The following is a 13,408-nucleotide window of genomic DNA, read 5'->3' as shown; positions in this document are numbered from 1 at the left end:
GATAGTTCAGAGCAGCAACTACACTACATGCGCAGTTGATGCCCAGCTAGCTTCCCTACCCCTCACTCTCCATACTCAGCAACAGCTTCGTCAACACTTCCACTAATGCCAAAAGAGTTTGTATGAGGTCCTTGACTACGCCTTTGTCGGTAGTGGCGATGTCTATGGTATTGAGTGTCTTAGGCAGAGCTTTGACTTGCTCAAGCGACTCTGCAAGCGTAGCTGGTGGAGTGTATGCAGCTAGAGTACTGGTAGTGGTTTCGTCGGAGAGGAAACGATCTTCCATTACTTCAGCGTGCGTTTCGTTGCCATACTGGCGTGCACGGTCACGTTGGGTGGCAGCACTGGTGCTATAGGTAACACAGTGGAGCTCCGCAGTTACACTAAGGTTATCGGTGAGGACATCCTGGCGGGGATTATCTGTATTACCATCGCTCCATTGGATGAAGGTACAGTTTTTCTTGGGGGTAATGGTGACGGCTGTGGTGGTGGCACCGTAGTCTAGTGGTGATTGGATACTAGTGCCTTCGAGGATAGCGTCGGCGGATGGGTAATATTCGGCTTTATATTGTTCGGTGATAGTCCAGTTGTATGTGTCTCGGAGAGTGGCGAGGGCGGTGGCTCCGGTCTCGGTGTATGTTTTGAGGCCGAGGTGGAATAGTATGTTTGGTTGGACTGGTTGAGCGGCCCAGGATGTGAGGGTGGCGTCTAGGTTTTGGGTGGAGAGGGCGGCGTCTAGGAACATTTCAGACATATTTGTATTACCACTAATATCCCAGGTGGAAAGGTCTTGATCGAATACAACATTATCTCTGAACATCCACAGCATGTTTGTTGAGCTGGAGGTGTCCCAGTTGTTTAAGGGCTGGTTGAAGTCTGATGCAAAAAACATTTCACTAAAATTCTGCACTTTTGAAACATCCCAATTATTCAATGGCTGGTTGAAGTCTGAGTTTCGGAACATTAGATGCATACCAGTCACGCTGGAAGTGTCCCACATGCTTATGTCTTGGTTAAATTTGTTAGGGGGATTATTCCACGGTGACATCTCAGCCCCACCGTAGAACATTCTATTCATGACAGTAACATTTGAAACATCCCAATTATTCAAAGGCTGGTTGAAATCCCACGTTCTCTCAAACATCCAGGCCATATTCGTCACATTCGAAACATCCCAATTATTTAAAGGCTGATTGAAAATTGAAGCTGAGAGGAATAATGAGTACATGTTCGTCACATTCGAAACATTCCAGTGCTCTATAGGCTGGTTAAAAGAAGCTGCACTCTGGAACATACTACTCATATCCGTCACCCCACTCAAATCCGGTGCATCGGTAGCGGGCACTGTTAGGTTGGTGCAACCAAAAAATGATTGTGCCATACTAGTCCAAGCAATATCTCCCCACTGCTCTACGGTCAGAATCTTATCTTTGTCTCCGGTGTTGTTAAAGAAAATCCTCGGAAAGGTACCACTAGCTTGCACCTCATATATACCTGGTTCAGGGAAGGTCAGGGTGTATGAGCTGGTGGTAATGAGGGTGGTCGTACCGTTTTGGGTTGAGCTAGCGGTATTCTCCCAATAGATTTCATAGTTGTATCCAGCGCCAGTGCCTGGGATAGTGATTTGGTTATTAGCACTTGTACCAGAGTTCTCAGTGTTCCAGGTGGTAATGAAGTTGGTCGGAGCGTCGGGGGTGACGGCGGCATGGGTGGTGGTGAAGAAACCAAACACGAAACACAAGTAAACACACTTAAGAATAATACGTATCATATTTATAAGATTAGCAAATTTATACTGAGGGGAGTAAGGGAGGATGGGTATAAAAAAGGCGCGCCCTTCGGGCGCGGCTTTTATCATTACAACTAACAATTAAGCTTCGTCTGAAATTCCTCGGGCCTTCTTGATATCGGCCGCTACGTTTGGTGGTACTACTTCGTAGTGGTCGAATTCCATAGTCATTGAAGCGCGACCCTGGGTCATTGAACGAAGGGTGTTGGTGTACCCGAACATTTCTGAAAGTGGTACTTTCGCATGCACGATTGTCTTTCCACCCATTTCTTCTGTTCCTTCTACCTGACCACGCTTTGAAGAGATGTTTCCATTGATGTCTCCCATGTACTCTTCTGGTGTACGCACCTCTACCTTCATGATTGGTTCGAGGATAACTGCATTTGCTTTCTTCGCTGCATCCTTGAAGGCGTTGATACCGGCAAGCTTGAAGGCAATTTCTGATGAGTCAACATCGTGGTAGCTACCATCGAAGAGTTCTACGGACACATCTTCCATCTTGTAGCCAGCAACGAAACCACGACTCATTGCTTCCTTTGCTCCCTTCATCACCGCTGGGATGTATTCACCTGGAATCACACCTCCCTTGATGTTGTTGATGAATTCGAAGTGGTCTTCACGAGTGATGTTCTTAGCCACTTTTTCTACTTCACCGTCAGCGCCAACTGCAAGTGGCTGAAGTGGCTTGATACGGATCTTAACGTGTCCGTACTGACCACGACCGCCAGACTGCTTGATGTACTTGTGCTCTGCTTCCGCTTCACCCTGAATGGTTTCGCGGTAGGCCACCTGTGGTGCGCCAATGTTAGCCTCAACACCGAACTCTCGCTTCATACGATCAACGATAATTTCGAGGTGGAGTTCACCCATACCTGCAATAATGGTTTCGAGGGTTTCTTCGTCAGTCGACACCTTGAAAGTTGGGTCTTCATCAGCGAGACGCTTAAGTGCGACACCCATCTTCTCCTGGTCATTCTTAGTCTTTGGTTCTACGCGCACTGCTACCACTGGTTCTGGGAAGGTGATCTGCTCAAGAATGATTGGCTTGTCTACATCACAGAGTGTGTGTGATGTCTTCACTTCCTTAAGACCTACCATCGCAGCAATTTCTCCGGCGTACACTTCTTCTACTTCAGTACGCTTGTCAGCCATAAGTCGCACAATACGACCAACACGCTCTTTGTTGCCGGTTGATGAGTTCACGATGTATGAACCCGCCTTCACCACACCTGAGTACACGCGGAAAAACGCGAGCTGTCCAACGAACTTATCGTCCTGAAGCTTAAACGCAAGCGCAGCAAACGGCTCTTCATCAGACGGATGACGCTCAATCACTGTTTCTTCATCCTTTGGATCAACGCCATGCACTGGAGGCAAATCAAGCGGTGATGGGAGGTAGTCTACCACCGCGTCGAGTACGAGCTGCACACCAATATTACGAAGTGCTGTACCAGCAAGCACTGGGAAAATTTCACACGCAATCACGGCTTTGCGGAGCGTTGTCTTGAGCTGCTCTACGGTTGGCTCTTCGCCACCGAGGTACGCTTCCATAAGCGCGTCGTCATGCGCCACAATCGCTTCAATCATTTCACCGCGCCACTTCTGCGCTGCTTCGAGCATGTCTGCCGGCACTTCTTCTTCAGTCACCTGCATGCCCATTTCCCCACCAAAGCGATACGCCTTCATCTGAATAAGGTCGACTACACCAGACATGGTATCTTCAGCACCAATCGGAAGCTGGATACGCACTGCCTTTGGTGAAAGACGTTCGTGGATTGACTTAATTGAAGCATCATAGTCTGCACCAAGCTTGTCCATTTTATTAACGAAACAAAGACGTGGCACATTAGCTTCATCAGCATATCCCCAGTTAGTTTCAGTCTGTGGTTCCACACCAGCAGCACCATCAAATACCACTACGGCTCCGTCAAGTACACGCATTGAGCGCTTTACCTCAGCCGTGAAGTCGATGTGACCAGGAGTGTCGATGATGTTAAACGTGAACATCTTTGACTTATCCTTTCGGTCTTCTTCCATGGTCTTAGACCAGTTACAAGAAATCGCCGCTGCAGTAATGGTAATACCGCGTTCGCGTTCCTGCTCCATCCAGTCAGTAACGGTTGCACCATCGTGCACCTCACCGATCTTGTGACTCATACCTGTGTAGAAAAGTACACGCTCAGACGTCGTTGTCTTTCCGGCGTCTACGTGCGCTACGATACCGAAGTTACGTAGTTTTTCGAGTGGAAATTCTCGTGCCATAAAATAATAATCTTACTTATATATGTAATAATTTACCTCCCTAGTGCAATTAGCAATAGAAAAAATCGGCCCAGAGGCCAGACCGCGATACTATACTGCATTAAAGTTGAAACGGCAATGCCTACAGAAAGGGCCGCCAGCTTCGCTGGCGGCCCTAAATATCAACCCAACCTAAGCAATTGCATCTGTACACGCAACGTACTTATCAGCTCTGCTCGCTCTAAATCAGGCACTTCACGAAGTTTAAGCAATTGCAGCAGCTCAAGAAACTTCGTGGCTGCACCGTCACCTTTAAGCATCACAGCAGTACCTGCTTTCTGCGGATTTACGAACCACACTTTATCGTATGCGCGCACCTTCACTGCTGTCCATGGAAAACTCCTAACCGGAATGCTGTCAAAGTCATAAGACATCACACGACACGCACTTTTTATAAAGTCAATAATCGCATTCCGGTATCGGCCACACGTAGCTGCATGCAAAACCCCACACTCCAGCAACATCTGATCAAGTAGGTTTATTTCGAACAAAGCTGCAAGCGGCCAATCACGAATCTTTTCGAAAATCGATGCATCGGTAGACATGGTGATTTCTCCAAAAAACTGTTTGCTTTCACCAACATAGTACAGAGGCACTAATAGTCAAGCTGCTATTGAAAGCAATCTGATACGAATTCGTATAAAACTAAAACTTATTCAATTAAAATCATCTATGAGCCCTCGTTTGAAAGAAGTATTCAAAATTAGCAGTCTCCCCGTGATGATTGCCTCCCTTTGCTGCCTATCTCCGGTCATTTTAGTATTACTTGGTCTTTCCACAGTTAGCTTTGCTTCATCTCTAGCAGACACACTATATGGTGATTACAAATGGGTGTTTCGGGGAATTGGCCTGCTCGCCCTTCTTGGTTCACTGTGGTTTTACCTCAGCCGTAAAAAAGGTATCTGTACGATTGACGAGGCAGTGAAGCGACGTAATGAAATCATCAACTACATCGCGCTCACCCTTATCGCCGGCGTTCTCGGGTACCTATTTTTTCTCTACGTTGTAGTGCACTACATCGGTGTCTGGCTCTCGCTTTGGCAGTAGCATAAAACGGGGCCGCGCTTCGCGCGGCCCCGTTTTATGCCTATGCTCCCTTATTTCTTCTTCGGAGCAACCTTCTTAGGCTTCTTTACCTCCTTCTTTTTGTCCATTCCTTTTGCCATGTTGAATGCATTAGCTATTAATGCATGATGACCTGTAGTGTGGGGAGATTATTATCTCTCCTTGGCCCGCGGGCGCTCATGTCACATCTATTATACTGCCCTGCTCATTTTCGTGAAGCGGATACTCACAGTCACTGACGCACTTTAAACGAAACGGCAATTACATCATCCGCAAATAACGCCTCTTCTTTACGCACCTTAGCTTTAATTGGCAAAAGGTATGTTCCGGAACGTGTATCAGGGAAGATGGAAGTTTCCCAGGCGGTCTTGCCAACAGTCACCGCAACAGGCAATGAACCAAAACCTCGCGCGTACTTACCAAAACCCTCTTTGATTTCGGTGCTCATTTTTTTAGGCACCGTCACAAAATACCAGTTGGCAAACTCGCCAGGATACATCCACAGCCTGACTTGCAGGGTATATATCTTACTGGTCATATGTACAAATTACATTATACTAAAAGAGATATGTTTGGCATTCAAACCACCCGCCTCCTCATTGCCAGTGTTATTCTTGGCCTGCTTACCCTAAGTCTTAGCAACACAGATAATACATCAACAACGGCAAATATCACCGTGATTACCCCCGACCACACTCATGCGGTTCATGAGTATTTCGAAGTAGTTTTACTTGTTGAGGCGAAAGAACCCGTTAATGTATTTAAAGGGATTCTTGAATACGACCCAAAAAATCTTAAAATCGTCACCATTGATTACAACACCTCCGTGGCTGACTTGTGGGCAGAGCTACCTTGGTACGGCAATGGCAATGGCACCCTTACGTTTATCGGCGGAACCACCAGATCAGGCGGATTCGTTGGAAATGAACAACTTATTACCGTCACTTTTGAAGCCATTCAGCCAGGAGAGACATCTCTACACATGAGTGACATACGGATTTTACGTCACGACGGACTCGGCTCTGACGCAACTGTACCTGACCCAATCGACAGCATATTCACTATTGAGCCAGAAAAGTTAGATTCTGGAACCGTTGCTAAAGCAGACTCAGTCAAAGGACCACGTGTTACCGTTCTTGCCCCAGCCAACAGCATCGACCTAAACGCTGACGGCAAACAATCAATCGCTGACGTCAGTATTTTCATGGCCCATTTAGCCACACAAAATCTCCGATCAGATTTTAACCATGACGGAGTGGTGAACTTAGTTGACCTAAGCATTCTCAATCAGTAATTACTTACAGGCTCCCGCTGTGTAGGAAATAATATGAGTGTTGGCACATGCTTCACAGCTATTGCTGAGTGTAAGATGCTACACTTACACGTATGGAACCAATAGACACTTCCACTCCAACCGAAAAAACCACGAGTGGTTTAATTGAAATTCTTGAGAAGCTGGAAACGCAAATTAAGCGTCAAAATTCATTACGCTACGCTTTTGTACGCGGTATGATTTACGGACTTGGCACCGTCATCGGCGCAACGGTATTAGTTGCACTGTTTGGTGGTGTTATCGTGGCAATAGTGAATACTTTCGCAGACCAACCAATTACCGCCTCATCATTTGAACAAGTACTGAGCGACTAGTCCAACAGCAAGGCTTCCTTTTCAGCTTTAGTCATCTTCTTTATTGTCGCTTCACGCTTGAGTGCCGCGCTTCGTGACTCACAGACTTCAGTATGAACCAAGAAAACCGGGCGGCGGGCGCGCGTGTAGCGGGCGTCCAGCCCCAGCCATATAACTTACGCTTAAACCAGTACCCCTTCGGATTATCCTTTAGGTACGCAATGTATTCACCCCACAAGTTCATATGTACACAGTATGAACCTCAAGCACGCGACTGTAAAGCGCACTGTGCAGTTGTACGAAAACCGGCGAATTCCCAAAGGGAATTCGCCGGTTTTCTAATCTCATCTCACTTCTTCGGTTTCAACTTACTCAAATCCAACACCTGATCGATGTGAATCTTTTCGACAAAGTCTGGCACGTGAGACACCAGAATCATTGCACCTTTGTAATCATGAAGCGCTTCAGCAATCACTGGAATATGGCGGAAGTTGATATGGTTGGTTGGCTCGTCGAGAATGAGGAGCCCTGGCTCTTCCATCTTGAGTTTGGCAAATGCCACCAAGCCCTTCTGTCCTTCTGAGAGATCTCCCACCTTGCTGCGCATCACATCGCCAAAAAGAAGGAAGCCAGCGGCTATGCTACGCATTTCTTCTTCGAGCTTTTTCTTCATCGAAGCCATGAGCGTCTCAAAGACCGTCTTATCAAAATCGAGGTTTGAGAAGTCTTGTCGGTAGTAGCCAATCTTTACCCCCGGAGCAATATGCTCACCAGTGGCGTGACCACCAGCCAAGCTTTCAAGGAGCGTTGTCTTGCCGATACCGTTTGGACCAACAATCTGCAAGTGTTCACCGCGCTTCAAGATAATGTCGCACTCGGCTTGCTTAGGTTCATGATTTTTAATCACGGTGACTTCAGTAAGCTTGAGTACTTCAAGTGGAATATCAGCGTGTGGATCAATCGTAAACGGACGAATCGCCTTATCTTCACGACGCACATCTACTTTATTTTCTTCTGCCTCTTCAATCTCTGCGCGCATCTTCTTGGCAACTAAGCGCATCTTTCCTCCCTTAGCGGCGAAGTAGTTGATCTTGTCTTTGTCCGCCTGAATCTGCTTGGCCATCTGCGCATTCTGGCGCTTTTCCTTTTCTACCCGCGCCGCAATCTCACGTACTACCGCATGGTAGTTGCCGTTGTATTGTTCCACCTGACGATTCTGGGTGTTGAGATAAAGAACGCCTTGGGTAAATGAGTTCAAGAAATCAGCATCGTGAGAAATGACAATCACGGTTTTGTTGTATTCCTTAAGGAACGTAGTGAGATGCTCGATACCTGCTACATCGAGATTGTTGGTTGGCTCGTCGAGCAGGAGAACGTCAGGATTTTGAATGAGCGCCGACGCCAAAAGCAGACGCGCCTGCTGTCCGCCAGAGAAGCTCCCAACAATGCGGTCCTTAAATGTCTCCTTTGCTTTTTCAGTCGGAGTAAGATTTACAATCTCCAGAACCGCATCAATGCGCGGGTCGATATCGTACACCTTTTCCGTAAAACACTTCTCGAAAAACGCACGAACGGTGAGCTCGAGTTCACTGCGGGGAATAATCTGACGAGAAATCGCAATCGTTGTACGCGGCTGCAAATTAATATCTCCCTCGTCTGGCTGGAGCTTGCCGGAAATCATACCGAAAATGGTTGATTTTCCAGCTCCATTTTGCCCCATGAGCGTGAGCTTGGCGCCACGGCGCACCACAAAATTAGCCGCTTTAAGAATCGGCTTGGTCGCATCGTGCTCAAACGACACATCCTTAAAAACTATAAGTCCATCATTTCTTGACATGGCCTATACCATACACGACTCCAAGCCATGAAACAATATAAAAGCGCCCGCGAAGCGGGCGCTTTTACCTACATCATCATTTGAGCAAACGCCGCCAAAATCGCAATTCCCAAAAACACGTAGATGGCAATATTTAGAAATTTCATACTAAAAGTATATCACCCTCTACCGGTAGACAGTTGGGGTCACGGGACTATAATAATAGTATTAGTGGTCTAATTTTGCTCATTATTATGCAAGACACCAAAAAACCACGAACCCTGAATGCCACTGATAATTGGCTCCTTAGCCACGCCAGCGCCCTTGTCTCATACGCCGCCAGCGATGAAGCCTTCGCAGAATCTCTTGCGACTCATGTGCGTGAGCGAAACTGGCGACACACCGAAATTGACATTACCCCGCGAACATCTATCTACCTCTGGCCGAAAGATCGAACGGCAGCAGTGCAGAATGCTCACTGGCTACTTACTGAGCTTGATCGACGACCAGATGCTATCTACACCAAAGGAATGCTTGCCACCTACGCGTTGGAGTTTGAGTCACCCCAAGATGTGGTACTTGGTATTGTTGGTATTGCTATCATTGGTCCCACTCTTGGATTAATTCAAAAGAAGAAAAAGCAAAAATCTCACCTATCTATCGTTATCGACGACACCTGGCTGAAAACTCATTCACAAAGACAACTTGTATCCCTTTCTCTTGAGCTTGCACATTCTGTGATTGCCGATGAACTTCGCCTTGCTGCTGGTGACGCCTACCGCTTGCACCCCGATACTGCTGCCTGGTGCCTGGAAGAACCACTCACCAAGCTCTACAGCAGCAGCAAGGCAAATCTGAAGAGAATCAAGTCCGAAGCGACCGTAGAAGCGCTACCGCACCAACTAAAAGGCGGTGCAGCGATTGCTTTTTCCCCGGCCGTGGATGACGATTTTTTGACTCAATTTAAAATTAAAGCGTTGGAATAAAACACAGCAGGCGCGCGAGCCTTCGGCTCGCGCGCCTGTTGTGTTTACTTCTCATCCAATTCCTTCACTTTCTGTAGCGCGACTACATACATACTTTCGGACCAACCCAATGGTGTGTTGTGATTATAGGTAGTGGTATTTGAATAGTAGAGCTCTGGCACAGTACCTTCTGGCGTAACCGCGCCCTTTGCGCGACGAAGCCAGTAGTATGCTTTTTCTTTTTCTCCGCGCTCGGCATAAATAATCGCGAGCCACGAGAGACCAAAACACCATTCAGCCTCTTCACTCCACCCGTCAATATTGTTGTTGTAGTAACGGTCTGTTTTGTAGCGAATCACTCCCTTATCACGCACCAGGTGATACTCAACATTCTTGAGAATTTCCACCGTCTCCGCTTCAGTGGTGACATTAAACGGATATATGAGTGTCAGAAGGGCAAGGTCGCAAAACTTCGTCACTGACTCTCGCGGTAGCAGTGCGCGCAGGGCCTGCTCACCACGTTCAATCGCAAGCGCTGGTACTGTAAGCCACTCAATTTCGCTCGCCTTCTTAAGAGCAGCAATACATGATCCAATCGATGATGCGTGCACTTCCATATTTTCTTCCCAAATACCGTTATCATCATCCTGCCAATACTCAAGATTCACCAAGTAATCGATAATCTTCTGCACCATCTCTCGCTCATCATCAGACTCAATCACCGATGCGCCGAGTTGTTCGAGTGTAATAAGCAAATTCAACACCTCACCGACAGCATCATTCTGGCTATTCCCCCACTCCTCCCAGTATTCTTCAAACGTCTCTGGATGGAAGCGGGCATGAATGTACTGCCACGCGTAATGCGGTTTATTCTCGATTGCCCAATTAATCTTGTCCTTATGCTTCACAAAGAGTTGCAGGAGGGCCTTGGCCGCCTTTTGCACTACGGTGATTTCTCCTGTCTCAAGAAAGCCCATAGTCATGAAGTAGATATCACGAAGCCAGGCTTTATCGTAGCCAGTATCGACGTCAAAAGCTGAGGCAGTAAACACACCCGACGGCTTCTGCAAGCTGCGAACCACATCGAGATGTTGTTTTATTTCGCTATCAAAATCAAAGGTCATAAGGAACAAAGGAGCTAAAAATGATGCGCTACTCAGCAATACCGGTTACGCCCATCATTTTTGCTTTACGTTTCATTTTATAGAGACTCCACTTTTCAAACTGCCTCTGGCTCATGTCTTCACGAAGTGCTTTATCTAGCAATGACGAAGCAGCCATAACCACAAACCGCTTGCTATTATCCACTTCAGGATTCACCTCAGGATTTAAATCATTGGCCAGCAACTGCTCTAGCTTAGCAACCAGTTCATACTCGGCGGGCACAGTTTCGTCAAGCTTGGTGCTATCGAGCAATGTCTGCAGCTCTGCGGCGGCCTTCTCCCACTCTGCTTCGCGGTCAAAACCCTCCTTACCAGCCGCTACCTCAAACTCATCAGCTCCGTCGAGTTTTGCATTATTGGTTGGAAATGATTCGTTCATAAAGCTTGCTTAGAAAATAATTCTAATTGTAACATGATACTATGCTCGATATGAAAAACTCCTTTCTGCAACTCCTCGTCGGTCTCAGTGTATTGCTGCTGGCTGCAGTACTACTGAAACAGCAGATTATCACCACGATTTTTTGGTATAAAGTAGCAGGTGAAGTGCAAGACACAGCAGCCATAGCAATTACACCGCAAGAAGCTGTCCGCACACTCCATAGCGACACCGACGCCTCGTACGAACAGTACTACTTCTACGACCTCACCGTGCCGCTCATTTTTTCAAGCGGAAGAATTAAAGAAGACTCCAGCACCGTATTGGCGATGGTAGACACCTCCACCACTAAAGCGTACTCCTTGTGGCGAGGAGCCAAACTGGCGCACGAGTTTCAGATTGACCAACGTCGCACCAACACTGAAGTACATATTGTCTGCGGCACACGCATGACGCAGACATTTCACTGTGATGACAATTATTTGTTTCTCAGCAACACGCTCTTGGTCACTGCTGAGGATGCCGGACTTTTCTCAAGCCAAGAAACAAAAATACGCACTGCAATGTACCTGCTTATGAAGCATGAGTACGTTGACGCCGAAACTTCGCGGATTGTTTCTCTTGAACTCAATGATACGTTTATTGGGTACCTACTCTACGCTGGCAGTACAGCCACAGCACTCATCTTCGAGAAAAATAATCACCAACAACCGTTTCAATTTGTATTTAGCAACATGACCACGGAAGAGATTGAGACTGTCTTAGCAAACACCAACTACACACCACGCAGCACCGCAGAATAGTTGCTTTTTCTCGCCAGCGCAGTACTATAATTGCTGGTTTATCTGTACAAGGAGCACATCATGTCGTCCATTGTCGCCAAACTCACTGATGCCGGCATTGATCTTACTGGCGTCAAGCACACCACAGGGGCACGAAGCGAAGAATTCTGTGTCCCCGGTCATCCGAACCAGAGTAACCAACATGCTTTTGCTGCTCTGCCGGGCATTGCCAAGATGCTGGAATACCTCGGGTACGAACTCCGCATCGGTGAATGCAAAGTCGGTGGCGGGAACAAAGTCATTGATCGCGTGATCGTTGACTACAGCTAATCAAACATGGCCCGCGCTTCGCGCGGGCCATTTCTTTTCTCCAACTTCTACCAGAATGACATGCCACACACGGTACATGGAAATTAACGAAACGAACCGCTTGCATAAATTCTCATTTTCGCTATATTTGGAATTAGGAGTTCTTGGAACGGCGTACGCGGCTGCTACTGGCGCCAAGAGGGATGAAAAACCCGGACACACAGCTAAGGTAACAATACGACCTTCGTAGCCTGCAGTTTGGCTTCGAAGCAATCATCTGTGCACACACCTGTCGTAGTTGTCGGTGAAGATGAACCGAAGCTTGTGGCTAGCTCTTCTTGCTTGCAGTTTAAGCAAATGAATACCTCGGGTTGTCCCCCGAAGGTACTATCTGAGGGTCATCTGATTTTTGGATGGAACCAGGAAGAGTGATGCGGTAAGAGAATTCCTACCCAACCCCAACCCGAATGCAAAACATCGCATTCGGGTTTTTCTTTTGTCAGAAAGTGTCTGACAAATCACCATGCCAGCGACTAAATTTGTATCCAACAACACTTCCGTGGCACACTACACACATGTCGGACAAGCTTAGTAAACACTACGATCATTTATACAAAAGCCACCACACTGGTTTTGCTGGAACCAATCCGTTACCATTCGTGCGTCGCGTACCCGAGCTAATCACTGAAGGTGCCGTGCTTGATATCGGCAGTGGCCCAGGCAGAAACGCTCTATTTCTCGCCCGCCATGGATTTGCAGTTACGGTCGTCGACATCTCAACCGTTGGTCTACAGAGAGCAATCACTGACGCGGCAGCAGATAACCTGCCGATTACTGCCATCGTCGGAGACATCACAAAACTTGGCCTCAAGGATGACTACGATGTGATTATTATGACGTACGTTCTCCACCTTATTGATACCACCGCTGCCACAAATCTCATCACAGACATCCAAGCACACACCAAACCAAACGGGCTGGTACTCATTACCACTTTTACTAAAGAGGGCGACTTCTACCGCAATGACCCAACTGCCAGCACATTTTATCCGGACTCAAACGAGCTACGTACCATGTTCCCTGCCGAAGACTGGCAATTGCTTGAATATACTGAGAAGGAGACTGCCGCACTCAAAAGGCGTGAAGACGGCACACCGCTGCTAAATACCACTGCGTTCTTGCTGGCCAGGAAAATATAGTGAAGCAATAGGCCGGC

At 47.3% G+C, this 13,408-nt stretch carries 14 protein-coding genes; 7 read left to right on the top strand and 7 right to left on the bottom strand.

Translation table 11 applies throughout. From position 1 onward, the window contains the following. Window positions 1-55 precede the first annotated feature (55 nt). The 3 genes from H6780_02345 to H6780_02335 form a co-directional block, all read right to left on the bottom strand. Window positions 56-1,771, bottom strand: coding sequence for a DUF285 domain-containing protein (locus H6780_02345; GenBank protein ID USN89234.1), 1,716 nt, complete (start codon window positions 1,769-1,771; stop codon window positions 56-58). Between the two features lie 99 nt (window positions 1,772-1,870). Beyond that, window positions 1,871-4,051 carry an elongation factor G gene (fusA, locus tag H6780_02340; protein USN89233.1) on the bottom strand — a complete coding sequence of 727 codons (2,181 nt, stop codon included), beginning with the start codon at window positions 4,049-4,051 and terminating at the stop codon, window positions 1,871-1,873. A gap of 161 nt (window positions 4,052-4,212) precedes the next feature. Then, window positions 4,213-4,635 carry a hypothetical protein gene (locus H6780_02335; protein USN89232.1) on the bottom strand — a complete coding sequence of 141 codons (423 nt, stop codon included), beginning with the start codon at window positions 4,633-4,635 and terminating at the stop codon, window positions 4,213-4,215. 127 nt (window positions 4,636-4,762) lie between these two features. Between H6780_02335 and H6780_02330 the strand changes: the two genes are divergently transcribed. After that, a complete protein-coding gene (locus tag H6780_02330; GenBank protein ID USN89231.1) occupies window positions 4,763-5,137 on the top strand; it encodes a hypothetical protein in 375 nt (124 codons plus the stop codon). A gap of 250 nt (window positions 5,138-5,387) precedes the next feature. Here H6780_02330 and H6780_02325 read toward each other — a convergent pair whose 3' ends face one another. After that, window positions 5,388-5,693, bottom strand: a complete 306-nt coding sequence (locus H6780_02325; GenBank protein USN89230.1) for a DUF1905 domain-containing protein — start codon at window positions 5,691-5,693, stop codon at window positions 5,388-5,390. A gap of 30 nt (window positions 5,694-5,723) precedes the next feature. Between H6780_02325 and H6780_02320 the strand changes: the two genes are divergently transcribed. Next, the gene (locus H6780_02320) at window positions 5,724-6,449 is read left to right on the top strand and encodes a hypothetical protein (GenBank protein USN89229.1); all 726 of its coding nucleotides are present in this window, start codon (window positions 5,724-5,726) and stop codon (window positions 6,447-6,449) included. 92 nt (window positions 6,450-6,541) lie between these two features. Then, window positions 6,542-6,802: a hypothetical protein gene (locus tag H6780_02315; protein USN89228.1), complete on the top strand. Its 261-nt coding sequence runs from the start codon at window positions 6,542-6,544 to the stop codon at window positions 6,800-6,802. Window positions 6,803-7,130: 328 nt separating this feature from the next. Here H6780_02315 and H6780_02310 read toward each other — a convergent pair whose 3' ends face one another. Next, entirely contained in the window at window positions 7,131-8,618 is a 1,488-nt protein-coding gene (locus tag H6780_02310) for an ABC-F family ATP-binding cassette domain-containing protein (GenBank protein USN89227.1), read from the bottom strand. A gap of 233 nt (window positions 8,619-8,851) precedes the next feature. On the opposite strand from H6780_02310, the gene H6780_02305 reads away from it, so the two are divergent. Next, the gene (locus tag H6780_02305; protein ID USN89226.1) at window positions 8,852-9,583 is read left to right on the top strand and encodes a hypothetical protein; all 732 of its coding nucleotides are present in this window, start codon (window positions 8,852-8,854) and stop codon (window positions 9,581-9,583) included. 44 nt (window positions 9,584-9,627) lie between these two features. Here the strand turns inward: H6780_02305 and H6780_02300 are convergent, their stop codons facing one another. Both H6780_02300 and H6780_02295 read right to left on the bottom strand, forming a co-directional pair. Then, window positions 9,628-10,686, bottom strand: coding sequence for a glycoside hydrolase family 15 (locus H6780_02300; protein USN89225.1), 1,059 nt, complete (start codon window positions 10,684-10,686; stop codon window positions 9,628-9,630). Window positions 10,687-10,714: 28 nt separating this feature from the next. After that, complete coding sequence (locus H6780_02295) at window positions 10,715-11,104, bottom strand: hypothetical protein (GenBank protein ID USN89224.1); 390 nt, start codon at window positions 11,102-11,104, stop codon at window positions 10,715-10,717. Between the two features lie 50 nt (window positions 11,105-11,154). Between H6780_02295 and H6780_02290 the strand changes: the two genes are divergently transcribed. The 3 genes from H6780_02290 to H6780_02280 all read left to right on the top strand — a co-directional run bounded on the left by H6780_02290 (window position 11,155) and on the right by H6780_02280 (window position 13,391). Then, window positions 11,155-11,904 (top strand): hypothetical protein, encoded by a 750-nt coding sequence (locus H6780_02290; protein ID USN89223.1) that lies wholly within the window; start codon window positions 11,155-11,157, stop codon window positions 11,902-11,904. Window positions 11,905-11,964: 60 nt separating this feature from the next. Next, a complete protein-coding gene (locus H6780_02285) occupies window positions 11,965-12,213 on the top strand; it encodes a hypothetical protein (protein ID USN89222.1) in 249 nt (82 codons plus the stop codon). 554 nt (window positions 12,214-12,767) lie between these two features. Beyond that, window positions 12,768-13,391, top strand: coding sequence for a methyltransferase domain-containing protein (locus tag H6780_02280; protein USN89221.1), 624 nt, complete (start codon window positions 12,768-12,770; stop codon window positions 13,389-13,391). The last annotated feature ends 17 nt before the right edge of the window (window positions 13,392-13,408 follow it).

It is taken from the genome of Candidatus Nomurabacteria bacterium (assembly GCA_023898565.1).
Classification (GTDB): Bacteria; Patescibacteriota; Minisyncoccia; order Phycocordibacterales; family UBA918; genus OLB19.
The sequence above is the reverse complement of the archived record's forward strand: the minus strand, read 5'-3'. Positions and strand labels throughout refer to the sequence as shown.